A 24743-nucleotide genomic window follows, 5' to 3' on the forward strand; every position below is an offset into this window, starting at 1 on the left:
CATATCGATGCCCCTGCTCCACTATCCGCCCTAATAAGAACCGTGCGCCGCGTCCAGCCGGCGCACGTCATAAAAGCGGTGGAGTACAGATCAATGACAGCATCAATCCAACGGCCCGCGACTGCCGGTCGCTCTCGGGCCAGCGCAATCTTCCGGGTCACCTCGGGCAACTTCCTCGAACAGTTCGACTTCTTTCTTTTTGGTTTCTATGCCACGCAGATCGCTGCCGTGTTCTTTCCGGCCAGCAGCGAATTCGCCTCGCTGATGATGACCTTTGCCGTGTTCGGCGCAGGCTTCCTGATGCGTCCGTTGGGCGCCGTGGTGCTGGGTGCCTACATCGATGACGTGGGTCGACGCAAAGGCTTGATCGTGACCCTGTCGATCATGGCCAGCGGTACGGTCCTGATTGTGCTGGTGCCCGGTTACGAAACCATCGGTTTGTTCGCCCCGGCCCTGGTGCTGATCGGGCGGCTGTTGCAGGGCTTTTCCGCCGGTGCGGAACTGGGTGGCGTGTCGGTGTATCTCGCCGAAATCGCCACACCCGGCCACAAGGGTTTTTTCACCAGTTGGCAGTCGGGCAGCCAGCAAGTGGCGATCATCGTCGCCGCCGCACTGGGTTACGCCTTGAACCAGTGGATGGCGCCGAGTGTGATTACCGACTGGGGCTGGCGGATTCCGTTCTTCGTCGGCTGCATGATCGTGCCCTTCATCTTCCTGCTGCGCCGCAACCTGGAAGAAACTGAAGAGTTCGCCACCCGTAAACACCGCCCGAGCATGGGTGAGGTGTTCCGCACCCTGGGGCAAAACTGGCTGATCGTGTTCGCCGGCATGATGATGGTCGCCCTGACCACCACCGCCTTCTACCTGATTACGGTGTACGCACCGACCTTCGGTAAAACCGTCCTGCACCTGAGCACGTCCGATGCGCTGCTGGTGACATTGCTGGTGGGTGTTTCGAATTTCATCTGGCTGCCGATTGGCGGCGCACTCTCAGACCGTATCGGTCGACGCCCGGTGTTGATCGCCATGGCCTTGCTGGCCATCGCCACCACTTACCCGGTGCTGACCTACCTGGTGAACGCGCCAAGCTTCATCCACATGCTGCTGGTGCTGTTGTGGCTGTCGTTCATCTACGGCCTGTACAACGGCGCGATGATCCCGGCGCTGACAGAGATCATGCCCGTGGAGGTCCGGGTGGCCGGTTTCTCCCTCGCCTACAGCCTGGCCACGGCCGTGTTCGGCGGGTTCACCCCGGCGATGTCGACCTTGCTGATCCAGTACACCGGCGACAAGGCGGCGCCAGGCTACTGGATGAGCTTTGCAGCACTGTGCGCGCTGTGCGCGACGCTCATGCTCTATCGCCGCGCCTCGAATCACCTGCAACCGGTGGCGTCGTGAACCTGCCCTTGATCGAGAACACAATCATGAAAAAACAGTTCGGTTTTGCGGCCATCGCGTTGGTGGCCAGCCTTGGATTGAGCGGCATTGCCCAGGCTGAAGAGATCCGTGTGATGACCTCCGGCGGCTTCACGGCGGCCTACAAGATCCTCGGCCCGAAGTTCGCCGCCGCCACCGGCCACACCCTCGACACCGCGCTCGGTCCCTCCATGGGCAAGGCCCCGGAAGCGATCCCCAATCGCCTGGCCCGGGGTGAGCAAGCCGACGTGGTGATCATGGTCGGCTACGCACTGGACGATCTGATCAAACAAGGCAAGGTCGACCCTGCTTCACGGGTCGAACTGGCGGATTCGCGCATTGGCCTGGTGGTGCGCGAAGGCGCACCGAAGCCGGACATCGGCAATGTCGAGGGCCTGAAAAAGACATTGCTCGAAGCGAAATCGGTGGCCTACTCCGACAGTGCCAGCGGCGTGTACATCGAGCAGCAACTGTTCAAGCGCCTGGGGATCGAAGAGCAACTCAAGCGCAAATCGACGATGGTGCCGAAAATCCCCGTGGGCTCCGTGGTTGCCACCGGCGACTATCAATTGGGCTTTCAGCAGGTCAGCGAATTGTTGCCGGTGCCGGGGGTCAGTTTCGTGGCGAAGATTCCGGAGTCCGTGCAATCGGTGACCCGGTTTGCCGCCGGCATCCCGGTAGGGGCGCAGCACCCGGTCGAAGCCAAGGCCTTGCTGGAATACCTGGCCTCGACCCAGGCTCAACCGGATGTGAAAGCGACCGGACTGGACTCGGTCAGTCGCTGACCGACGGCTGCAGGACTTTCATCTCCACCACCAGCCGTTCCAGCTCCAATGCCGCCGGGGTCAGGGTTCGACCCCGGCGCTTGATCAGACCGACGCTACGCATCACTTGCGGATCGGTCAGCGGCACCCGCGTCAGGATCGGATGATCCGCCGCCGGCATCGCCATCAACGGCACCGCCGCCACACCCAACCCGGCCTCCACCAGACCGATCATGGTGGTCACATGGCGGGTTTCACAAATACTCGACCGCTGCGGCACCACCCCGGTCAATGCCTGATCCAGCAGAAAGCGGTTGCCTGAGGTTTTATCCAGCGAGATGTAATCCTGCCGATAGAACTCGTCCCAGGTGACACTGCTGCGCCCCGCCAGCGGATGATCGCGCCGGCACGCCACTACATACTCTTCTTGCACCAAGGGCTCGAAATCCACTTCGGCCTCCAGCGTGCCCATGAAACTCAGGCCGAAATCCGCTTCGCCATTGACCACCGCGCTCAAGACGTCGTGGGCGCTCGAGTCCAGCACCTTGACCTTGATCCGCGGAAACTGCCGGTGATAGTGCGCAATCACCCGCGGCATGAAGTAGTAAGCCGCCGAGGGTACGCAGGCGACCGTGACATGGCCGAGCCGGGTCGAAGCGACTTCGCTGATGCCCAGCAATGCCACGTCCAGATCGTCTAGCAGGCGCTCAACGCTGGGCATGAAACCCCGTCCGGCCTGGGTCAGGCTGACCTTGCGCGTGGTGCGTTCGAACAGGCGCACGCCAAGGGCATCTTCGAGTTTTTCGATCCGCCGGCTCAACGCGGGCTGGGAAATGCGCACCGTATCGGCGGCCTTGCGAAAGCTGCCCTGCTCGACCACGGCACGGAAGGCTTGCAGGTCATTGAGGTCGAAGTTGATCGCCATGGCGTTACCCGGAAACGAGGCAGATTGATCAGCTTATTCTATGAGTGTAACCAATTGATGCAAAGCTTTGTGGGCTGAGCCGGTCATTTCCACAGGGATTTGATTTTTTTCAGATCAGTTAAAACGGCCGATCGGCCCTCATACACATGACGCGCAGCTGAAGCTCGATCGGTTGAATCCAAAGCCAAAAACGGACAGCCGAGCGTGCGCCCGAACCCAAAGCGCCGGCATCTCCCCACTTTTTTTGTTGAATAGTCTGTTTGAGGTATTACCGAGGGCTGAGTTTGATCAACCATGACGCCAGTATTTTCCCCACGTGTCTGCACGGTTGCTTCATCCAACAATCATAACGAGGCGCTTGATCGCTATGGAAAAAGTCATCTATCTGCTGTGGCGTGATGCTCAAGTCAGTCCTGATACCTTCACCCATCGCCTGCGCAGTGAAGTCGCCGGGCAATTGCTGGCACTCGGTGCCAGTAGCGTGCAATTGAACCTGTCCGATGTCGATGTGCAGCCCGCAGCCGGACTGCGCCAGGAAAACAACCGACCACTGCCCGATGCCAGCCTGTCGCTGTGGCTGGACAGTGCCAACGGGCCCGCTCGTCGTCCTTTCGACGGCGTCATCACGGCCGCAACGGCACGCATGGCCGCCTACCTGGTATGCGAGTCGGTAGCCATCGCCAATACTCGCTTCCCTTCAACGCCCGGCGAACGTACTCACGGGTTCGCCCAGTTGGCCCTGCTGACCCGACCTCCGCGCCTGACGCCCGAAGCCTGGCTGGACATCTGGCGCAACCATCACACTGAGGTGGCCGTAGACACGCAGGACAACTTCCAATATGTACAAAACCTGGTGGTGTTGGCGCTGTCGCACGGTGCGCCAAGGATCGATGCCATAGTCGAGGAATGTTTCCCACCCGCTGCCATGACCGATCCCCGGGCCTTTTTCGATGCAGTGGGCGACGAAGCGAAATTCCAGCGTAACCTGGCGACGATGATGGACAGCTGCAGCCGATTCCTCGATTTCGACAAGATCGACGTGCTGCCTACCAGCCAGTACTGTCTGTAGGCCCGACGGTGACCTACGGCGAAGGGCTGATCTGCCTGCTCATCAGTCACCCATCGACCCCAGGAGCCACTGGCGAAATATCTCGGCGGAGGCAGAACGCTTGCGATGCTTGAGCGACACCAGGAATTCGCCATTGCCCGTCACGCATTCGAAAGGCGTCACCCGCTGCAATTCCCCCTTGGCCAGCGCCTCATCCGCCATGAACGTCCAGGCCAGGCCGATGCCCATGCCTTGTTGAACGGCCCGATACGCCAACGTCAGCTGGTTAAAGACCGGGGCCTTGTCCCGCGCGACGAAGTCGATACCAAAGTGGCCGAACCATTGATGCCAGTCCAGACACTGCCAGGCGCAGGTGTCGATTTGCACCAGGTTGGCTTGCGCCAATTGTTCCAGCGTCTCGACCCCCGAGACATCCAGTGAAGGATGAGCCACGGCGTAGACGATTTCCGGCAGCAGGAAATCGCTGTCCAGCGAGGGCCATTGGCCGGAACCATAGAGTACGCCCACGTCGAAATCATTGAGGCTGGCCTCATCGAACTCATTCATCGCGTGAACGTGCACGGCGATGTCGGGGTACGCCTTGTTGAATTCGATCAGTTTCGGGAATAGCCAGAATTGGGCCAGGGCATGGGTCGCCAGCACCGAGACGGCGTTGGACTGATGAACGTTGCGAATTCGCGTGACGCTTTGGTACATCGTGGTCAGGAGCACATTGACCGTCATCAGCAGTTCATCCCCTGCGCTGGTCAACTTGACCCCTCTCGGCTTGCGCTCGAAGAGCGGGACGCCCATGCAATCCTCAAGCTGGCGCATCTGTTTGCTCACGGCGCTCTGGGTCAGAAACAGTTCGCCCGCGGCGCCCGTGAAGCTGGCGTGTCGTCCCACGGCCTCGAACGTGATCAGGGTCTCCAATGGGGGCAAAGTACGCAGATAGCGGTTGATGACGGATCTCCAGGACTGGCGATTGCCGCAAGACATTCCCCTGCGGAATGGGTGACCAACTTTATATCGCAGGTGGCGCTTGTCTGCCATGGCTAGAATGCGGCTAAACAGCCTGTCAGAGCCGAGATGATGAACAGTGGAGTTGTATTTGCGATACTGGCGGGCGCCATCTGGGGTGGCGTGATTATCGGCCCTTCGTTGCTGCCGGAATTCAATGCCGTACTGATCAGCAGCGTACGGTTTGCCCTGTACGGGATGATCTCGCTCCTCGTGGCCTTGCCCTTCGCGTCCCGCCTGTTGTCGCGTTTGACCCGCCGCGATGCCTGGATGCTGCTGCGTCTGTCACTGACCGGCAACGTCCTGAACTACGCGCTCCTGGGCGCTTCCGTACAACTGAGCGGGGTGACCGCGGCCGCCCTTATCAACGGCATGATGCCGGTTGCCATCACTTTTCTGGGGCGTAGCGATGCAGGGTCCCTGCCCCTGACCAGGCTCAAGCTTCCCCTGCTGCTGGTATTCCTGGGCATCGTATCGGTCAGTCTGGAACATACCGGCGTGCAGGTGGCGAGCACCTCGCTGTCTTCCCGGTTGCTGGGCCTGGCCTGCGGGTTCAGTGCCGTGGCCTGCTGGTCGTGGTACGCCACCCACAACGCCCGGTATCTCAAGCAAAGCCATTTCAACAGCAGCGAATGGTCGACGCTGACCGGCATCGTGACGGGCATCGTGGCGATCGTGTTCGGCATCGCGGCCTTGATGCTGTTCCCGAACCTGGTGCCCTCTGAGGTTGAAAGCAGCCGCTGGACGACTTTCCTGTGGGTTTGCCTGTTCCTGGCACTCTGTGGCTCATGGCTGGCCAATGGGCTCTGGAATGCTTGCTCGCGTCGAATGCCCGCGTCGTTGAGCGGCCAGATGATCGTGTTCGAAACGCTGTTTGCCTGCGTTTACGGCTTTCTGTTCAGTCAGCGCATGCCTGGCTTGATGGAAGTGATCTCGATCCTGTTGCTGGTGGGCGGGGTCGTATGGGCGGCGAAACGTCATCGGATAATGCCAGTGAAACAGGCTGAACCCTGCGAGTGACACCCCATACCGTGACGCAACGACTTCGAGACGACGGTCAGGGCAGAGGTTGCAGGCTGGTCTTGAAGGCCGTGACCACACGGTTACGGCCTTGGTGTTTCGCGTGATACAGGCGTTGATCGGCGGTACGCAGAATGGCCTCGATGGTGTCGCCATCGCGGCCGGATTGCGATACGCCGATGCTCACTGTGACCACGGTTGGCCGCTGCAGGCCATGAAAGGAACTATTGGCCACGGTGCTTCGCAGACGCTCGGCGATTTCGTGCGCGCCTTCAAGTGAAGTCTGAGGCAGCAGTATCATGAATTCTTCTCCGCCCACTCGGGCCACGCCGTCATACGGCCGGATCGAGTCGAGGCATTTTTCCACGAAACTCTTCAGGATGTCATCGCCCACCTGATGCCCGAAGCGATCGTTGATGGACTTGAAATTATCCAGGTCCAGTGCCAACACGGAGAACGGCGCATCGCCGCGTTTGGTCCGGCCAATTTCGCCTTCGACCCGCTCCATGAACCGACGCCGATTATCAGCGCCTGTCAGTGGATCGGTCGCCGCAAGGTGCCCCAGTTCCTGATTGGTGCGCTGGAGTTCCTGCAGGGCGTTCTCGGCATACGCCATCGCTTCGGCAAGACGCACCATCAACTCTTCCTGGCTGTAGATCCTGGAAAACGACCGCGTGGTGAGGAACGCTTGCACGACCCCATAGCTCAACATGAAGAATCCACCGGCGAAGATCGCGTGCGCGAGCCACCACATATGGTTCCACGGACGTGCAAGGATGAAGGCAAGGGAGGACAGCGCGAACGCGGTGACAGAGATGATGAAAATGCTCATCAGCGGCGAACGGATACGCCGCAACAGAAGTATGGTCACGGTCAACGTGGAAAGAACGAGCGCTCCCCCCTCCATCGACAGGCGCACCGCGAGATTGCCGGCGATCGGCGAATTCGCGATGTACGCCACTGCCACGTCAACCAGCAGGAACAGTCCTATCCAGGTCAACCACGGGCGGGCCTTCGTTCGCTGGTCCGTGGCATCCGGTGGGCGGTGGTACGACAGCATTCCGATCAACAGCAAGATCGACATGACCAGTCGAGAGGCCGGTCCATAAAGCAGGAAGAGCCAGATATTGTGGTGCGCAAGCCCGGTGAACGCACCATGCAACGCGTAGATCACTACAAAGCCGAGAAATCCAAGCGTCATCCATCGCAGCAGCGGCTCTCCCGATGACTGATAACAGCGCCACGTGACGTAAGTAACAAACAGGCCTGCCAGGGTGGCTGCCGTGATCGCAAAGATATGGAACAGGTGATTCTCGAATAAAAGCGTGGGGTCCTGAAAAAAGTACAAGTAGCCGATCAGATAGGCCGGAACCAGCGCAAACCCTGCGAGCAGCAAGCAGGCGTAAACCTTGACCATCAGGCGAACGGCTTCAGGTGACTCGTCGGTGGCGATGAGATTGCTCATGGGTCCCTCCGGTTTCGATCCGTTCATAGTTTTTTCAGGAAGCCCAGTAGCAGCTCATTGACCTCTGTCGCGCGCTCTTGCTGTATCCAGTGGCCGGCACCTTCGAGGATATGACACCCGCGCAGTTCCGGCAGTGTCTGCGCGAAGGCTTCGATCTGCCGCGGGGAACTGGGAAACTTCAGCACGGCGTCGCGGCTGCCGGCAATGAACATCGACGGCTGCCGAATAATGCAACCGCGCCAGGGTGCCAGCAGTGTCCATGAGCGCGTCATGTTGCGGTACCAGTTCAAGCCGCCGCGAAATCCGCTGCGGGTGAATTCGCGTGTGTAGTAGGCAATATCCTCCAGGCTTAGCCAGCCTGGCAGGGTTTCAGGCTCGATCATCGCGCCCAGGAAGCCCTGGCCCGGCTGCAGCCGGCCGAACACCAGCCCCTCGGGCCCGTCCCCCGAGCCACTGAAGTAGATGCGCCGGATCGACGACTCGACGTCCCTTTCCAGCTCGGCTTCGGCCACACCCGGCGTCTGGAAATACTGGATGTAGAAGTCGCTGATCCCCCGCGAGACCAGCGCACTGAGGAGCTCCACGCGCGCCGGCGGCGAGAACGGAACGCTCATGCCGACCACTGCGCGAAACAGATCGGGTCGCAGCAAGGCGGCGCTCCAGGCCACCTGCGCCCCCCAATCATGGCCGACGATCACGGCTTGCCGTTCGCCGAGTGCGTTGACCAACTCGACCATGTCGCCTACCAGGTGCAGCGTGGTGTAGGCGTCGGGTTCGGCCGGCGCATCTGTGCCGCCATAGCCGCGCATGTCGGGCGCTACGGCCCTGTAGCCGGCGGCGGCCAACGCCGCAAGCTGGTTGCGCCACGAATACCACAGTTCCGGAAAACCGTGGCAGAGCAAGACCAGCGGGCCGCTACCTTGCGTGGCTATCTGCATGCGGATGCCATTGATGTCGAGCAGTTCGAAGTGTGGCTCGTTCATGTGCGCTTCCTGCGATTCAAGCGATGGCCCCCAGCAACCGTGGCAAGTTCGCCAGAGCCTGCTGCCTGCTGACGGAGAGCCGATGCAGCTGTGCCAGTTTCTCGGTGTCGGTTTCCTGCAGGCCCCTGACCACCGCCGTCATAAAGTACAAACGCGACTGCTTGACCCAGCGGGCCAAGCCTTCATGCTCTCCCCAGCGTAGCTGGTTACCCAGGTAGACCGCCCAGATTCTGATCCAGTCCGTGGGGACGTGAGGCGCAGGGACCATCCTGCACAACGCGTTCATTTGCGCTTGATCGACCAGGTGACTTTCCACATAGGCGATCAAGGCCGCGCCGAACACGGGTTGGCAGCTGCTGACCATCAACAGGTTGATCTTGCCGCCGTCGAACACCTTCATGTCAGGCAGTGTCGGGATGGCACTGGCGCTGCAATCAATGTGCAGCGCATGCGGGCTTGTGGCGATGCTGCCCTGCTCGAGCACGATGCGCGTTGACTCGATAACCCGCACCCGCCCCAGGCGCACAATGTTGTCGATGCGTCGAAGCTCGCGTAATTCCGCTTGAGTGACGGTGGCGCAGCGGTAAGCAGTCGGTTCGACGGCCTTATCGATGCGCAAGAGCTGGCCCGTCGCCTCAAGCCTTAAGAACAGGTCCGGGATCGAATCTGCAGCGGCGATGGCCTCGAACTGTGCCGTGAGGCCGCCGATGGTTTGTTCGAAGCTGTCGAGGCCGGGTTGCAGGTTGGCCCGGTCGATCAACCACGGATCGTTCGGCATGATCCAGCAGATGGTTGCGGGCGCAACACCGTTTTGCAGCAACCACAGGCAAGCGTCGATCCCGGTCTTGCCCGCCCCCACCACGACGTAGCTGGCGTATGGGTGGCGGATTTTCGGCAAGTCGTTCAGCGGCACGCATTGCACGCCGGGCTCCACCCTGTACTTGGGCGGATGGGTCGAGGGCACTGCTGTCTGGGCATGGGTGGCGTCCACCACCTTTTTGTGCACCCGCACCTGATGGTCTGCGCCGCTGACGAGCGAGGTAAACCGGTGATCGTCAATGCGGTCGCCGGTGTAGTTGCACATGGGGAAAAAACGGACTCGACCTGAGGGCAGAAACTGCTGATTCATCACCTGATCGAAGTAGCTCACCACCTCGGCGCCGGAGGCCAGCTCATACAAGCCCTCGTTCAGTGCCGTCGTGTCTTTCGTTCCACTGCCCAGTTCCCGTGAGTTGACGCCATAGAAAGCCGAGGGCTGGTGTAACCGTACGAACGGGTAGGCATCATTCCAGTGCCCGCCAGCTCGTTCGTGTCGATCCACCATCACGATACGTGCATTGGTTTCCTTGAGTAGCGTATCGACGAAGGCCATGGCCATCGCGCCAGCACCGATGACCAGGTAATCGGTTTCGATCGGATTTTCGTCCATATGGCTGCACCTTCCTGAAGGTTGCCCTCCTTCAACCTCCGTAGATTAGCCACCCATTCCACGGCCAATAGAACGAATGCTGCTGACCGCCATAACCAATGGAATTAACGGCTGCAGCCCGCGCGCCAGACGGATGCCCGTCAACCGCCGAGCATCGTTTGTGGCGATCGCCGGATGAATCCACAGCCGATGGCTGCCTGTCACGAAGGACTCGCCCGACTGACTTGAAGGCACTGATTCACCCTGGGTAAAAATCCGTCATGACATGTTATGACCTCCTTCAAAAACGTACTTTAACCAACAAATTCAGGGGTTTTAGGACGAATGGTCGAGAGGCGTCAAGCGCGGGGAATTGCAGAGAGTTTGCAGCCACTACAGGCTTTTCAGATGGGCACGTTCGTCGTGGTGAAGTGAACTTCACTTTCATGACGTGTCACATTAAGTCCTTGTCAAGTGAACTTCAGTGGAGGTACAGCCTTATGAGCATGGCCACGATAGTCAGTGCCGTGATTTCCAGTCTCGCACCCAGTGTCTTTGACCAGAACAACCTGCAAGACCCCGGTGCGCATGTCTCAGCCGTCGAATACCACTACGGTATGGACATCGATGTGAAACGGGTGCTGCAGCGCACCGATACATCCGACAAGACCGGCGTCGTACCGGTGACCCTGGTCTACGAAGACAGCGAGGGCGAGATTCACAAGATCCGTTTCCTCGAATGGGGTGGAAGCCCTGCCGCCGACCCTGCCAGCATTGCCTGATCAACGCGTCGATCGGGTTCCGGGCGTAGTCGCCCCCAACAAGAAGCGGAAGTTAAACCTCCTGTGCACTCAGTGCGATTGAGGTTTTGTGTTACCTGAAAATGGACATATTCGAATGACTGAAAGTTCATTCGCGAAACTCACTATTATCTTGGCGGCGTATTGCCCCAGGATTAATTGATAACAATGGCTGGATCTGAATGGCAGTCAGCAACGGTAATCAAGCCGTGCCAAGAGCCAAGTTGATTCACTATTGAATAAAAGAGGTCACCATGGAACTTAGTATGTTTTCTTCGTCCACCGTGGAATATGTGCGTTTGGGCGTTGTCTATTTTCATCTCATCGCCTGTTGCGTGGCAATCGGGCTGGTCTTGACCAGTGACATTGCAATGGTCAAGCAACTCCTGAAGGGGGATGCGTCAGGTCACCACGATGACGCGCACATGGAAAGCCTTCAAAAAACCGTATCGCTTGCACTGGTAGCGCTTTGGATTACGGGCATTGGTATCGTCGGGATCGATTATGCCGGTAAGGGGATGGAGTATTTCCTCAATCCAAAACTGCAAGCCAAAATCGGCATCGTAGTGCTGTTGACCTTTAACGGCTTCCTTCTGCATAGCGCTGTATTGCCGACGCTGAAAAAAGCCGGTTCGTTACTCAAACTCTCCTTCAGCCTGCGCATGCTGGCGCTGTTCTCCGGCGCACTCTCCGCCGTGTCCTGGTTCTATGCCGCCATGCTCGGTGTCGGTCGGCCGCTGGCCTGGAAATACTCGCTGGTCGAGTTGCTGGCAGCCTATCCGGTTCTCATCGTCGGCGGTTTTGGGATGATGGTCCTGCTCACTGCCTGGGCAAAAAACAGAGACACCGAAACGCGTATGGAGCAAGGCTTTAGAACTCCAGGAAACGCCGCCCTCGCTGGATGGTGAAGCCAGGCTGAACAAGGAAGTTCAGCTTTAGCCAATAAAGCCTGCTGTCAGTCAGCCGTTCGAAAACGGTGCTGCTAACGCCTCTGTCGCTTCCCTTTCATGCAGACCACGGAAAGATAAGTCCCCCAAAGAACACCACCCAGGGCAAGTATCAGTTCCGGATTGAAAATACTCTGTTCAACCGGCGCCACCAGGATTTCGCTGTAAAGGCACATTGCGCCCGCGATCAGCGCAATAAAGTAGCCCGTCCGGTTTCTGGTCCGGCGCAGCAGCAGAACCTTTTTCAGACCCTCGTCTTTCCATTCCTGAAGGGGCATGAGTTGGATCTCTTCCAGCAGCACCACACCCCACAGTAGTGCGCACAACCCATAACCTATCATCACGATGCCCTCCAGTTTGAACGTTGATTCAACATGAATGCAGCGTGCACTCAGAACTCAACTTGTGAATCTCCCTTGCGGAGTCTTTTCTGACTCGTTGACGAAGACAACTCCATTGCGCGGACCGAAATTTTCCGAGGGGTAAATATGCTTGATTGGGACGCCCCCCGCTATCGACGTTAGCAGGAGTTCTTTGTGGATATATCGACCAGAAGCTTGTAGTGGTTCAACTACAAGCAGTCACCCTAGGTTAACAAGCCGTTTTCAAGTGCATAGCGGGCCAGTTTCGCGTTGCTGTCCATCCCGGTTTTTTCCAGGATGCGTGCCCGGTACGTCGTGACGGTACTCGGACTCAAGTGCAGTATCTCGGCGATGCGCACAATTCTTTCGCCTGCAGCGAGGAGCTTCAGTACTTCAAGCTCCCGGTCGGAGAGCGCTTCGTGGGGTGCCTCGTCGCCTCTGCCGATAGCGTTGACCAGTTTTTCTGCCAGCTCAGGGCTGACATGCTTGCCGCCTGAAGCCACCTTGCGAACGGCCGCCACCAGAGTGGCTGCGGAAATATCCTTGGTGAGGTATCCCGCTGCGCCGTGCTTGATTGCGCGTAACGCATAGGCCTCGACCGAATGCATGCTCAACATCAGAACGGCGAGTTTGGGTTTGTGCGCACGCATGAGTTTGAGGAGTTCGAGGCCGTTCTTGTCGGGAAGCTGAATATCGACCAGCGCCACGTCGAACTCCTGCTCGCGGACCAGGAGCATGGCGTCTTGTGCCGTCTCGGCTTCACCCGTTACGTCGATCTCGCCGGCTGTCTCCAGCATGCGTCGCACGCCGCTTCGCACGATGCTGTGATCATCCACCAGCAAGACTCTGATTTTGTGGTCAGTCATCGGTCTTTTCCATTCGCACCCGCAAGGCCCCGGCCGTATCGTGTCTCGATGTACAGATGATGTCGAACCCGCCGGCCCCTTCGACACAAAGGCGCGCGCTCATGCTTTTCCACACTCATCCTGCGGCCAGTGGCCAGCAAGCCAGGGAATCTGCTGCCGGGTTCTACGTTAGCAGGTCGGGATTGCACTGCAAGATGACAATTCCCCCCAGGATCCGGGGCATTGCGCCAACCTTGCTAGTATTTCGTAAGCCAGCGCTCAGTGTTCGACAGGGTAAACACTGCGAAGCCGGCTCCTGCGGCAAGGGTTGATGCCTTGCCTGCGGCATCCATTTTGACTGGACACAGACATGGCCACAGTGACGACACCGATCGAAGTATTGGACATGAAGACATTGCTGGCAGCGCTGAAATCGTTGCGCAAAGGTGACTTCACCACGCGTATGCCGGAAGACTGGACCGGCATGCCGGGCAAGATCGCCGACACGCTCAACGAGATCATCGACATGGCGGCCGAGACCACCACCGAATTCGAACGCGTGGCGCAACTGATCGGCAAGCAGGGCAAGGTCGACGAGCGTATCCAATTGCCGATGATGAAAGGCTCGTGGCAAAAGATCGTCAACTCCAGCAATGCGCTCACCAGCGACCTCATCAGCCCGATGAACGAGATCATTCGTGTGGTCGGTTCAGTGGCCGAGGGCAATCTGAGCCAGCAGGTACCGCCGGTACTCGACGGCCTGAAACTGCGGGGCCAGTTCCTCAAGTCCGCCGAGATCGTCAACACCATGGTGACGCGCCTGGGTTCCTTCGCCTCCGAGGTCACCCGCGTGGCGCGGGAAGTCGGCACTGAGGGGATTCTCGGTGGGCAGGCCAATGTCAAAGGGGTGTCCGGCACCTGGAAAGACCTGACCGACTCCGTCAACGACATGGCCGCCAACCTGACCACCCAGATGCGCAACATCGCTTACGTGACCACGGCAGTGGCCAAAGGCGATCTGGGCAAGACGATTACCGTCGAAGCCCGGGGTGAGATTCTCGAACTGAAAAACACCATCAACACCATGGTCGGCCAGCTCTCGAGTTTCGCGGCGGAGGTGACCCGCGTGGCGCTGGAAGTCGGTACCGAAGGCAAGCTGGGCGGTCAGGCGGAAGTCCGCGGCGTCTCAGGCACCTGGCGCGACCTGACCGAATCGGTCAATGGCATGGCGGCCAACCTGACCACCCAGGTGCGCAACCTCGCCCAGGTGACGACGGCGGTGGCACGCGGCGACCTCGGCAAGAAAATCACTGTTGAAGCCAAGGGCGAGATTCTTGAACTGAAAAACACAATCAACACCATGGTCGACCAGCTCTCCAGCTTCGCCTCGGAGGTGACACGAGTCGCGCTGGAAGTCGGTACCGAAGGCAAGCTGGGCGGACAGGCCGAAGTGACCGGCGTATCCGGTACCTGGAAAGACTTGACCAATTCGGTCAACGGCATGGCGGCCAACCTGACCACCCAGGTGCGCAACATTGCCGACGTGACGACGGCAGTGGCCAACGGCGACCTGTCGCGCAAGATCACAGCCGAAGCCAAAGGTGAAATTCTCCAGCTCAAGGAAACCATCAACACCATGGTGGATCAGCTCTCGACCTTTGCCGACGAAGTGACGCGCATGGCTCGCGAGGTGGGGACTGACGGCAAACTCGGCGGCCAGGCCAAGGTGACGGGCGTCGGTGGCACCTGGAAGGACTTGACCGACTCGGTCAACAGCATGGCGGCCAACCTGACCAACCAGGTGCGCAACATCGCCGACGTGACGACGGCGGTGGCCAAGGGCAACCTGGGGCGCAAGATCACCGTGGAAGCCAAGGGCGAAATCATGGAGCTGAAGAACACCATCAACACCATGGTGGACCAGCTCAACAGCTTTGCCGCCGAAGTGACGCGGGTGGCGCGCGAAGTCGGCACCGAAGGCAAGCTCGGCGGGCAGGCACAGGTGCAAGGCGTGTCCGGCACCTGGAGGGACCTGACCGAAAACGTGAACTTCATGGCGGCCAACCTGACCAGCCAGGTGCGAGGCATCGCGAAAGTGGTGACCGCCGTGGCCAACGGTGACATGAAGAAGAAGCTGACACTGGAAGCCAAGGGTGAGATCGCCGAACTGGCCGACACTATCAACGGTATGACCGATACGCTGGCGCTGTTCTCCGACCAGGTGACCTCAGTGGCGCGTGAAGTGGGCGTCGAGGGCAAGCTGGGGGGCCAGGCCAACGTGCCGGGTGCTGCCGGCACCTGGCGCGACCTGACTGACAACGTCAACGGTCTGGCGGCCAACCTGACCAACCAGGTGCGCGCAATTGCCGATGTAGCGACGGCCGTGACCAAGGGCGACCTGACCCGTTACGTGGAGGTGGAAGCCAAGGGTGAAGTGGCGGAACTCAAGGACAACGTCAACGAGATGATCCGCAACCTGCGCGAAACCACGCGGCAAAACGCGGAGCAGGACTGGCTCAAGAGCAATCTGGCGAAATTCAACCGCCTGCTGCAGGGCCAGCGTGATCTGGCGGCAGTCTCCAAGATGGTGCTGTCTGAACTGGCTCCGCTGATCAATGCCCAGCACGGTGTGTTCTACATGATGGACGAGAACCCGCCGGATCCGGCGAAACTCAAACTGCTGTCCGCCTATGCGTACAAGGGCAACATCAATGTGAACGATGAGTGGCGGCTCGGCGAGGGCCTGGTCGGGCAATGCGCCTACGAGAAGCGGCGCATCCTGCTGACCGATGTACCGGCCAATTACGTCGCGATTTCATCGGGACTGGGTGCTGCCGCCCCGCTGAATATCATCGTGTTGCCGATCCTGTTCGAGAACAAGGTCAAGGCCGTCGTCGAAATGGCTTCGTTCACGCGCTACAGCATCATTCATCAAACCTTCCTTGATCAGTTGGCCGAATCGATCGGTATCGTGCTCAACACGATCGAAGCCAATATGCGTACCGAAGAACTGCTCAAGCAGTCGCAATCGCTGGCGCACGAGCTGCAAAGGCAACAGGAGGAATTGAGACAGACCAACGAGGAGCTGGAGGACAAGGCCGGACTGCTGGCGGAGCAGAAAGCCGAAGTCGAGCGCAAGAACCGCGAAGTCGAAATCACCAAGCTGTCGCTGGAAGAGAAGGCGGAGCAGCTGACGCTGACCTCGAAGTACAAGTCCGAATTCCTCTCCAGCATGTCCCATGAACTCAGAACGCCCTTGAACAGCTTGCTGATCCTGGCCCGGCAGCTCAGCGACAACGCGGAACACAATCTCACCCCCAGGCAGGTCGAATATGCCAAGACCATCCGCAGCGCGGGCAAAGACCTGCTGGAGCTGATCGACGAGATTCTCTACCTGTCCAAGATCGAGTCGGGTACGGTCACACTGGATTTGAATGAAGCGCTGTTCGCCGATCTGCACGACCAGATCGAACGCACCTTCCGGCCGGTCGCCGAAAGCCGGGGCCTGACCTTCACGATTGAACTGGCACCTACCCTGCCCCCCGTCTTGTGGACCGACGAAAAGCGCCTGCTGCAGGTGGTCAAGAACCTGCTGTCCAACGCCTTCAAGTTCACTGAGCAAGGCAGCGTCAAGATCAGCATCGAGCCCGTTGTGTCCGGGTGGAGTGTGGATCACAGCGAACTGAATCGCGCCGATGCGGTGGTCGCCTTCGTGGTCACCGACACCGGCATCGGCGTATCGGCCGGCAAGCAGAAGCTGATCTTCGAGGCGTTCCAGCAAGCCGATACCGGAACCTCACGAAAATACGGCGGCACCGGCCTCGGCCTGTCGATCAGCCGCGAGCTCGCACACCGGTTGGGCGGTGAGCTGCGGCTGATCCCCGGTGAGATCGGCAAGGGCAGTACTTTCGCGCTGTACGTGCCCTTGCGTACACAGGACGCCCAGCGTCAGACGCTGGACGAACCCGCGACAGAGACAGCACCTGGCCAAGTCAGGCGCGACCTCCTGTCAGGCCCGACTGCACAGATACTGGACGACCGCGAGTCGGTCCAACCCGGCGACCAGGTGCTGCTGATGCTCGAGGGCGACGCCCGATTCGCCGGCATCCTGCTCGAGGCCGCGCACCAGAAGGGGTTCAGGGCTATCGTCACGACCCGTGGCGCGGATGCACTGGAGCTGGTCGAGCGCTTCAAACCCGCCGCGATCACGCTGGACCCGGGCCTGACGGACATCGATGGCTGGTTGCTGCTCGAGCAGTTGAAGGGAAATTTCGCCACGCGTCACATCCCGGTCCAGATCATCTCGAACACCGACGACCGCACACGCGGGCTGCGCTATGGCGCTTACGACTATCTGCTCAAGCCGGTCACCGCCGACGAGATTCAACATGCGCTGGTCGGCATCGTCGCATTCGCAGGGCGCAACACCAGGAGCCTGCTGCTGATCGACGGCGACGAAACGAACCGCGCCCGCATCCTCGATCTGCTCGGCAACACCGACGTGAAGATCGAAACGACCGCCAGCGGCGCCGAAGCCTTGAAGAAACTGGCAAAGAAACGCTACGACTGCATGGCAATCCATCTCGAACTGCCCGACGCATCCGGCATCAAGCTCCTCGAGGCGTTGCAGCAAGACCAGGCCATGCGTGAGTTGCCGATTGTGGTCTACGGTGCAGAGACACTGACCAAGCCGCAACACGAGCGTTTCAGGACACTGCTGGGCACGGGCGTGATCAAGGCCGTTCAGTCTCCCGAGCGCATACTCGACGAAACCGCACTGTTTCTACACCGTGTCGTCGACAGGCTGTCGCAGACCCAACGCAGGATGCTGGAAAAACTCTATGAGGGGTCGGACAGCCTCGAGGGTAAAAAGGCCCTGGTGGTCGACGACGACGTGCGCAATATCTTTGCCCTGACCAGCGTGCTCGAGAGCAACAACATGCAGGTGGCCACGGCCGAAAACGGCCGGACCGCCATAGAACTGCTGCAACAGCAGCCCGATACCGACATCGTGCTGATGGACATCATGATGCCCGAGATGGATGGCTTTGAAACCATGCGCCAGATCCGTACCTTCAAGCGATTTGAAGCCCTGCCCATGATTGCGCTGACGGCCAAGGCGATGATGGGTGACCGTGAAAAGTGCATCGAGGCAGGCGCCTCGGACTATGTCAGCAAGCCGGTGGATACCGACCAGCTGCTGTCACTGATGCGCAAATGGCTCTATCGATGAAGCAACCTCCGGTATTCAAAGAGAACACCCAGGTGCGGCACCCTGCCCCGCCGGATGGCGTGCCAGCCTCCGTGTTGCTGGTGGATGACAATCCCGCCAAGCTCACGGCGCTCGCCGCGGTGATTACCGACATGGGCCTCGATGTCGCCACGGCGACGTCCGGACGCGAGGCGCTGCGCCTGCTATTGCAGCGCGACTTCGCCGTCATTCTGCTCGACGTGAAAATGCCGGCGATGGACGGTTTTGAAACCGCTGCACTCATTCACGGCCGCCCGAAGTCGGCCCATACGCCCATTATCTTCGTCACCGCGGAGGCCGACACGGATTCCGAGCGCTTCCGCGGCTATACGTCCGGCGCCGTGGATTACATCTTCTCGCCGATTGTGGCCGAAGTGCTTCGCGCCAAGATCCAGGTGTTTGTCGACCTGTTCTACTTGCAGCGCAAACTGACGATGCAGACCGAAGAATTGCTGCAATCGAAGCGGCAGCTGCGTGAACTGGCCTCCTATCAGGAGCACCTCAAGGAAGAAGAGCGAAAGCGCATCGCTCGCGACATCCACGACGAGCTGGGACAGAGTCTGCTGGCGTTGCGCATCGATGTCTCCATGCTGCAGGCGCGCACCGGTGCCATGCACCCCAGGCTCAACGAAAAGGCCAGCGATGCACTGCATCACCTCGATACAGCCATCCGCAGTGTGCGCAGTATCATCAATGATCTTCGGCCACCCGTACTCGACCTGGGATTGCAGGCCGCGATCGAGTGGCAACTTGAAGAGTTCCGGCAGCGCAGCGGGATCGAATGCACGATGTCGGCCAAAGACGAAAATTTCCGCTGCGACCTGAATGAAAAATCCGCCACGACGCTGTTTCGCATCGTGCAGGAATCACTGTCGAATATTGCCCGACACGCGCAAGCGACACAGGTGCACATCGAACTCTCCAGGGAGGGTCGCCGGCTTTACCTGCAGATCAAGGACAACGGCGTGGGCATGACGGATCGCAAAAAACTGAACTCGTTCGGGCTGGTGGGCATGAAGGAGCGCATCAGCATGCTGGGTGGGGAGTTCACGATCGACAGCGCACCGGACAAAGGCACGAAATTGAGCATATCGCTGCCCATCGACTGAGCTGGATGGCGTTCGGGGCTTTGCAGTCAAAGCGCCTGATTCTACGGGAGCCCTTGTACACACCGCTTAATCGCCCTGCTTGCCTGCCCATAGCGTTCGTGGGACACATACAGCCCCGTCCAGTAACAATCGGGCCGTTCTCATCAGGCCGCAACTCGTTAAACGATCATGTTCGAAGCGCAGCTCTACGGTGAACTCTCCCGTGGGGTGTTCAACCGAGAGTTGCCTGATGTCGCCCCCACCGACACACGCCACGCCTGCCGCCACGCTGCCCTCGATCAAGCAGGCAACCGCCACGCTCACCGCACCGAACACGCCGACGCTGGTGTGGCAGCGATGGGGGATGAAGGTCCGGGTGCTCAGTGCTCCACCCGCTTGCGCGGGTGCAATCAGGCACATCTTGGGCACATTGCGTTGGCTGACATCCCCAAGGTTCATGGGTGGGCCGGCCTGCAACCGGATCGATTCGAGTCTGGCCTTGATTGCGCTGTCGGCATCCAGTTGTTCAGGGCGTTCATGACCGCTGAGGCCGAGGTCTTCTGCGCGGATCAGCACCACCGGCATACCGTTGTCGACACAGGTGACTTCAACGCCGTCGAACAAATCGACCACGTTGCCTGTCGGCAGCAACGCACCACAACTGGAACCGGCGATGTCCTTGAACTCAACGACCAACGGCGCAGCGCAGCCCGGCACCCCGTCAATGCGTGCTTCGCCGGAGTAGCGCACGGTGCCGTTCGGTGTGGGCACATGAGCAATCGCGATCTGCCCGGTGTTCTCCATGAAAATGCGCACCGGCGTTATATCACCCGTCGCGGCCACCAGTGCGCGCTCAATGGCGAAGGGGCCGACACCGGCAAGAATGTTGCCGCAGTTCTGGCCATAATCGACCCGCGGTTCATCGACCAGTACCTGTGCGAACAGGTAGTCCACGTCGGCGTCGGCGCGCGCGGAAGGCTTGATGATCGCCACCTTGCTGGTCAGCGAGTCGCCGCCACCGATGCCATCGATTTGCCGCGCATCCGGCGAGCCCATGACCGCCAGCAATACGCGGTCTCGAAGCGCTTGCTCGTCGGGCAAGTCGCGGGCCAGGAAGTAGACGCCTTTCGACGTCCCACCGCGCATCAACAGGCAAGGAATACGTGTCTGGCCCATGTTCAGTCTCCGAGTTCATCGAGGCTGTCGACATAGCGCAGGCCCTTTTCCGCGAGCCGTGGGCGCATGTTGTAGATGTCCAGCCCCAACTCGCCCCTGGCCAGGCGCAAGGCCTTCTGCTCTTCCAGGTCGGCGCGGGCACGACTGGCTTCGACAACTTGCGCGACCTCGCCCCGACGCACGATGACCACGCCATCGTCGTCGGCGACCACCACGTCGCCCGGGTTGACCAATTGACCGCCGCACACCAGCGGCAGGTTGACCGAACCGAGGGTCTCCTTGATGGTGCCCTGGGCACTGATGGCACGGGACCAGACCGGGAAGCCCATCTCGCGCAAGGTATGGGTGTCACGCACCCCGGCATCGATCACCAGGGCACGCACGCCGTGGGCCTTGAGCGAAGTGGCGAGCAGGTCGCCAAAGTAGCCGTCGGTGCACGGCGAGCTGGGGGCAACCAGCAGAATATCCCCGGGGCGGCACTGCTCCACCGCCACATGGAACATCCAGTTATCGCCCGGTGCAACCAGCACCGTGACGGCCGAGCCGCAAACAACCGTTCCTCGTTGAATCGGGGTAATCGAAGACGTCAGCAGGCCTTTTCGCCCCTGGGACTCGTGGATGGTCGCGACGCCGAAGCGCCCCAGTTCATCGACCAGGGCCTGCTCGGCCCTGGGGATGTTGCGCACGACAACACCGGTTTTTCCGATCAGTTCGCTCATGCCAGGTTCTCCGTCACGCGGGGAAAGATGCTCTGGTAGCCCTCGCCATAAACGATGTCGCGGCTGGAGGTGATGCCAACGTTGCGCTTGGCCTGCACACCGCGTTGCAGGGCGACGCGAGTGTAGTACTCCCAGAGGTGTTCCTGACCGGCCATGCACTGGATGGCCGCGTACTTCTTGTCCCAGACCGAAGTGATGTCCAGCAACACATCGGGGCGCCATTCGCATTGCTCGGGCTGGTGCGGCTCGAAGCTGTAGACCGGCGGCGCACCGACAATTTTCTCCCCCGGCCTGTAGCCTTCGGCCTGGGCGATGATGCGGGCCTCTTGCGTCAGGTTCATGGCCAGCGGGTGATCGTAGTTGTAAGGGTCTTTCACCGAGTGGCTGAGGACGAACTCGGGCTGGACGCGACGAAACACATCCGCCAGGCGAAACAGGGTGTCCTTGTCGGCGCGCATCGGGTAATCGCCGATGTCGAAGAACTCAACGCTGGCCCCCAGGATATCGGCCGCAGCCTGGGCCTCTTCACGCCGTGCGGTTTTGACTTTCTCTTCGCTCATCTGGCCCTTGCGCCACAGCTTGGCGGACTCACCGCGCTCGCCGAAGGACAGGCAGACGATGTGCACGGCATAGCCCTGTTGCGCATGCAGCGCGATGGCACCGCCCGCGCGCCAGACGAAATCGGCAGAATGGGCGCTGACGACCAGCGCGTTTTTCGGTGAATCGATCATTGCGGATACTCCTCCTGCGTTTCCAACGAGCATCGCATCGCGGCCCGTCCCAGGAGTAATGCGTTGAAGTGTTGCAGGTATGCGTTTTTTTTATTGCCACTCGATCAGGGCAACGGCATAGTCCAACCGAAATGACTATTTGCAGAGCCCACGCACCATGGAAGCCACAGAACTGCCCAGCCTGATGCACGTCCGCGCCTTCGTCCGGGTGGCCGATCACGGGAGTGTTTCCAGGGCCTCTGTGGCGCTGTACCGCGCTCAATCGGTGGTGACCCGGTCGATCTCCGAGCTGGAAGCGCGGCTCGACGTGCCACTGTTCGAACGCCACGCCAACGGTATGCGCCTGACCGATTTTGGTGAGCGCTTGCTGCCGCGGGCTCGTCGTGTGCTGGCGGAGCTGGACAGCGTGCCGCGGCTGCTGGGTGCCGGGGATAAACGAGCGGTCGAGCCGCTGTACCTGTTCCAGGCCCGGCGCCTGCAAGTGTTCGTCAAACTCTGCGAAACCCGGCACATGCAGACCGTCGCCAGCCTGCTTGGCCTGAGCCAGCCGGCCATCAGCTCGACCATCAAGGTGATGGAAAGCGGGTGCGGCCAACCGCTGTTCGAGCGCACGCCTCGCGGGTTGCAGCCCACCCGCGCCAGCCACGAAATCCTCTTTGCGATCCGCCGTGCGCTGAACGAATTGCGCCACATCGAGACCGATATCACCGCTCTGCACGGCACCTTGCACGGCGTGGTGCAAGTCGGCGCCCTGCCCTTGGGCCGCACCCGAATATTGCCCGAAGCCATGGTACGCATGATGGCCGAACACCCGGGCATCCAGGTGATCACCAACGAAAGTCCGTTTGATCTGCTGGCCACAGAGCTGCGTGCAGGTGACGTCGATTTCGTCTTTGGTGCCCTGCGCCCGGAGGCCTACGCCAGCGACCTGGCCGGCGAAGCACTGCTCACGGAAGACATGGTGGTATTGGCGCGGCACGGTCACCCGCTCTGTTCGACAGCCGTGGCGCACGATGAACTGGGCGCCGCCCGATGGGTGCTGCCTCGCGCCGGCTCGCCGGCCCGGCAAATGCTCGATGAATGTTTCGCCCGGTTCGGCATTGCGCCGCCCCGGCCTGTAGTGGAAAGCGGCGACATGGCGATCATTCGCGGCCTGTTGTTGCGTTCGGACATGCTCGCCGCCGTGTCCGCCCATCAACTGGAACAGGAGATCGCCTCGGGCGAGTTGTGCATCCTGCCCCTGGAACTGAACCAGACCACCCGGGCTATCGGTCTGACTTATCGCAATGGCTGCCTGCACTCCCCGGTGGCCCAGGCCCTGATGGACATGATTCGCCGGGTGATCCGCGAGCAGGCAGCGCAGGAATGAGGTAACGGCTTCAAAAAAAGATCGCAGCCTTCGGCAGCTCCTACAGGGATATGTGAATATTGGTAGGCGCTGCCGAAGGCTGCGATCTTTTGATTTTACAGCAGGCTGATCGGATAGCTGACGATCACCCGGTTCTCATCGAACTCATTGCTGCTGAAGCTCTTGCGAATACTCGAGTTGCGCCATTTGACGTTGAGGCTTTTAAGCGGACCGCTCTGCACCGTGTAGGCCAGTTCTGACTCACGCCCCCACTCCTTGCCGTCGGTGATCGCGCCGGTGTGCACGTTATCGCCGCTGATGTAGCGGTTCATCAGGGTCAGGCCGGGGACGCCGAGGGCGACAAAGTTGTAGTCGTGACGCACCTGCCAGGATTTTTCCCGGGCGTTGTCGTAGCTGCTGTTGTAGCTGTCGTTGGCCAGTGTGCCGCCGCTGGTGCCATTGACCCGCATCCAGGCATCATCACCCGTGAGTTTTTGCAGGCCGACGTAGAACGTGCTGCCGCCATGCCGGGCCGATAGCAGCGCCGAGACGGTACGGTTGTCCAGGTCGCCGGCACGGGCACTGCCATCTTCACTGCCCCGGAAGTAGCCGAGGTTGGCGCCCAGCGTCCAGTCACCCATGGGCTGACTGTGGACCAACTGCAGGTATTGCTGCTGATAGATGTCCTTGAGCTCGGCATTCCACAGCCCGATCAACGTGCGTTTGTCGTTGAAACTGTATTCGCCGCCGACGAAGTTGAAGCGATCAGAGGTGAACGCAGTCTTGCCCTGCATGAACATGTCTTCCATGCTCGCATCGTTGCGTGGACTGTTCTGCCGGAACTGTCCGCCGTATAGGGTCACGCCGTCGATCTCTTGCGAAGTGACCTGCCCCCCACGAAAGGTTTGCGGCAACGAGCGACCGTCGTCGGAACGCAGGATCGGCAGCACCGGCATCCACTCCCCGACCTTCAGTTCGGTCTTGCTCACTTTCATTTTCCCGGCCACTGCCAGGCGACCGAAATCATCGGCGGGACGCCCATCGCCATGGATCGGCAACAGCTGAGTGCCGCCGGTGCCCTTGCCGCCATCGAGCTTGACCGAGTAGAGCCCCAGCGCATCCACCCCGAAGCCCACCGGGCCTTGGGTAAAGCCGGAGCGGACGTCGAGAATGAAATTCTGGGTCCACTCTTCGGCCTTGCCTTGCGGGTAGGCCGGGTTGGTGAAGTTGCGGTTGATGTAGAAGTTGCGCAGGTTCAGGTTGGCGCTGGCATCTTCGACGAAACCTGCAGCGGACGCTTGCAGCGGGAGTCCACAGACAACAGCCAGGGAACAGACGAATCGGTGATCAACGGTATTTTTCATTGTTATTGTTTTCCGATTTTCGGGTAAGGAAATGCCCTGCGCCCGCCATAACCGGGCACAGCA

20 protein-coding genes are annotated in these 24743 nt (G+C 60.1%); 9 read left to right on the top strand and 11 right to left on the bottom strand.

Annotation, left to right across the window (positions count from 1 at the left end):
* The first annotated feature begins 93 nt into the window (after positions 1–93).
* Positions 94–1398: an MFS transporter gene (locus tag KW846_RS20215; RefSeq protein ID WP_218484627.1), complete on the top strand. Its 1305-nt coding sequence runs from the start codon at positions 94–96 to the stop codon at positions 1396–1398.
* A 26-nt stretch (positions 1399–1424) separates the two neighbouring features.
* Entirely contained in the window at positions 1425–2201 is a 777-nt protein-coding gene (locus tag KW846_RS20220; protein ID WP_218484630.1) for a substrate-binding domain-containing protein, read from the top strand.
* On the opposite strand, the gene KW846_RS20225 is transcribed toward KW846_RS20220, so the two are convergent.
* Positions 2191–3105, bottom strand: a complete 915-nt coding sequence (locus KW846_RS20225) for a LysR family transcriptional regulator (protein ID WP_218484632.1) — start codon at positions 3103–3105, stop codon at positions 2191–2193. The genes KW846_RS20220 and KW846_RS20225 overlap by 11 nt on opposite strands.
* A 367-nt stretch (positions 3106–3472) precedes the next feature.
* Between KW846_RS20225 and KW846_RS20230 the strand changes: the two genes are divergently transcribed.
* On the top strand, positions 3473–4174 hold the full coding sequence (locus tag KW846_RS20230; protein ID WP_218484634.1) for an EthD domain-containing protein: 702 nt from the start codon (positions 3473–3475) through the stop codon (positions 4172–4174).
* Positions 4175–4216: 42 nt separating this feature from the next.
* Here the strand turns inward: KW846_RS20230 and KW846_RS20235 are convergent, their stop codons facing one another.
* Positions 4217–5152, bottom strand: coding sequence for a LysR substrate-binding domain-containing protein (locus KW846_RS20235; protein ID WP_218484636.1), 936 nt, complete (start codon positions 5150–5152; stop codon positions 4217–4219).
* Between the two features lie 90 nt (positions 5153–5242).
* Between KW846_RS20235 and KW846_RS20240 the strand changes: the two genes are divergently transcribed.
* On the top strand, positions 5243–6193 hold the full coding sequence (locus KW846_RS20240) for a DMT family transporter (protein WP_218484639.1): 951 nt from the start codon (positions 5243–5245) through the stop codon (positions 6191–6193).
* Between the two features lie 37 nt (positions 6194–6230).
* Here the strand turns inward: KW846_RS20240 and KW846_RS20245 are convergent, their stop codons facing one another.
* The 3 genes from KW846_RS20245 to KW846_RS20255 are packed head-to-tail and all read right to left on the bottom strand — an operon-like array spanning position 6231 to position 10070.
* Complete coding sequence (locus KW846_RS20245; RefSeq protein ID WP_218484641.1) at positions 6231–7658, bottom strand: GGDEF domain-containing protein; 1428 nt, start codon at positions 7656–7658, stop codon at positions 6231–6233.
* A 23-nt stretch (positions 7659–7681) separates the two neighbouring features.
* The gene (locus KW846_RS20250; RefSeq protein WP_218484642.1) at positions 7682–8641 is read right to left on the bottom strand and encodes an alpha/beta fold hydrolase; all 960 of its coding nucleotides are present in this window, start codon (positions 8639–8641) and stop codon (positions 7682–7684) included.
* A gap of 16 nt (positions 8642–8657) precedes the next feature.
* Positions 8658–10070 (bottom strand): NAD(P)/FAD-dependent oxidoreductase, encoded by a 1413-nt coding sequence (locus tag KW846_RS20255; RefSeq protein ID WP_218484644.1) that lies wholly within the window; start codon positions 10068–10070, stop codon positions 8658–8660.
* Between the two features lie 479 nt (positions 10071–10549).
* On the opposite strand from KW846_RS20255, the gene KW846_RS20260 reads away from it, so the two are divergent.
* Both KW846_RS20260 and KW846_RS20265 read left to right on the top strand, forming a co-directional pair.
* A complete protein-coding gene (locus KW846_RS20260; protein ID WP_218484647.1) occupies positions 10550–10831 on the top strand; it encodes a DUF2790 domain-containing protein in 282 nt (93 codons plus the stop codon).
* Between the two features lie 272 nt (positions 10832–11103).
* On the top strand, positions 11104–11757 hold the full coding sequence (locus KW846_RS20265) for a hypothetical protein (RefSeq protein ID WP_218484649.1): 654 nt from the start codon (positions 11104–11106) through the stop codon (positions 11755–11757).
* Between the two features lie 74 nt (positions 11758–11831).
* Here KW846_RS20265 and KW846_RS20270 read toward each other — a convergent pair whose 3' ends face one another.
* The gene (locus KW846_RS20270; RefSeq protein WP_256356807.1) at positions 11832–12137 is read right to left on the bottom strand and encodes a hypothetical protein; all 306 of its coding nucleotides are present in this window, start codon (positions 12135–12137) and stop codon (positions 11832–11834) included.
* A 245-nt stretch (positions 12138–12382) separates the two neighbouring features.
* Complete coding sequence (locus tag KW846_RS20275; protein WP_007971220.1) at positions 12383–13024, bottom strand: response regulator transcription factor; 642 nt, start codon at positions 13022–13024, stop codon at positions 12383–12385.
* A 349-nt stretch (positions 13025–13373) separates the two neighbouring features.
* Between KW846_RS20275 and KW846_RS20280 the strand changes: the two genes are divergently transcribed.
* Together KW846_RS20280 and KW846_RS20285 are read left to right on the top strand one after the other, a co-directional pair.
* Positions 13374–18236, top strand: coding sequence for a response regulator (locus KW846_RS20280; protein ID WP_218484652.1), 4863 nt, complete (start codon positions 13374–13376; stop codon positions 18234–18236).
* Positions 18233–19363 (top strand): response regulator, encoded by a 1131-nt coding sequence (locus tag KW846_RS20285; RefSeq protein WP_218484654.1) that lies wholly within the window; start codon positions 18233–18235, stop codon positions 19361–19363. The genes KW846_RS20280 and KW846_RS20285 overlap by 4 nt, the downstream gene beginning before the upstream one ends.
* Before the next feature lie 66 nt (positions 19364–19429).
* On the opposite strand, the gene KW846_RS20290 is transcribed toward KW846_RS20285, so the two are convergent.
* From KW846_RS20290 to galB, 3 genes are read right to left on the bottom strand one after another with little or no spacing between them, the layout of a single operon-like run.
* A complete protein-coding gene (locus tag KW846_RS20290; RefSeq protein ID WP_218484656.1) occupies positions 19430–20518 on the bottom strand; it encodes a 4-oxalomesaconate tautomerase in 1089 nt (362 codons plus the stop codon).
* Between the two features lie 2 nt (positions 20519–20520).
* On the bottom strand, positions 20521–21237 hold the full coding sequence (locus KW846_RS20295) for a 4-carboxy-4-hydroxy-2-oxoadipate aldolase/oxaloacetate decarboxylase (RefSeq protein WP_218484658.1): 717 nt from the start codon (positions 21235–21237) through the stop codon (positions 20521–20523).
* On the bottom strand, positions 21234–21968 hold the full coding sequence (galB, locus tag KW846_RS20300) for a 4-oxalmesaconate hydratase (protein WP_218484659.1): 735 nt from the start codon (positions 21966–21968) through the stop codon (positions 21234–21236). The genes KW846_RS20295 and galB overlap by 4 nt, the downstream gene beginning before the upstream one ends.
* A gap of 157 nt (positions 21969–22125) precedes the next feature.
* Here galB and KW846_RS20305 point away from each other — a divergent pair, with 157 nt between their 5' ends.
* Positions 22126–23337, top strand: a complete 1212-nt coding sequence (locus tag KW846_RS20305) for a LysR family transcriptional regulator (protein WP_218484661.1) — start codon at positions 22126–22128, stop codon at positions 23335–23337.
* Between the two features lie 95 nt (positions 23338–23432).
* Here KW846_RS20305 and KW846_RS20310 read toward each other — a convergent pair whose 3' ends face one another.
* Positions 23433–24680 (bottom strand): OprD family porin, encoded by a 1248-nt coding sequence (locus KW846_RS20310; RefSeq protein ID WP_218484664.1) that lies wholly within the window; start codon positions 24678–24680, stop codon positions 23433–23435.
* Positions 24681–24743: the final 63 nt, after the last annotated feature.

The organism is Pseudomonas sp. PDM32, from assembly GCF_019219225.1.
GTDB classification, from domain to species: domain Bacteria; phylum Pseudomonadota; class Gammaproteobacteria; order Pseudomonadales; family Pseudomonadaceae; genus Aquipseudomonas; species Aquipseudomonas laurylsulfatiphila.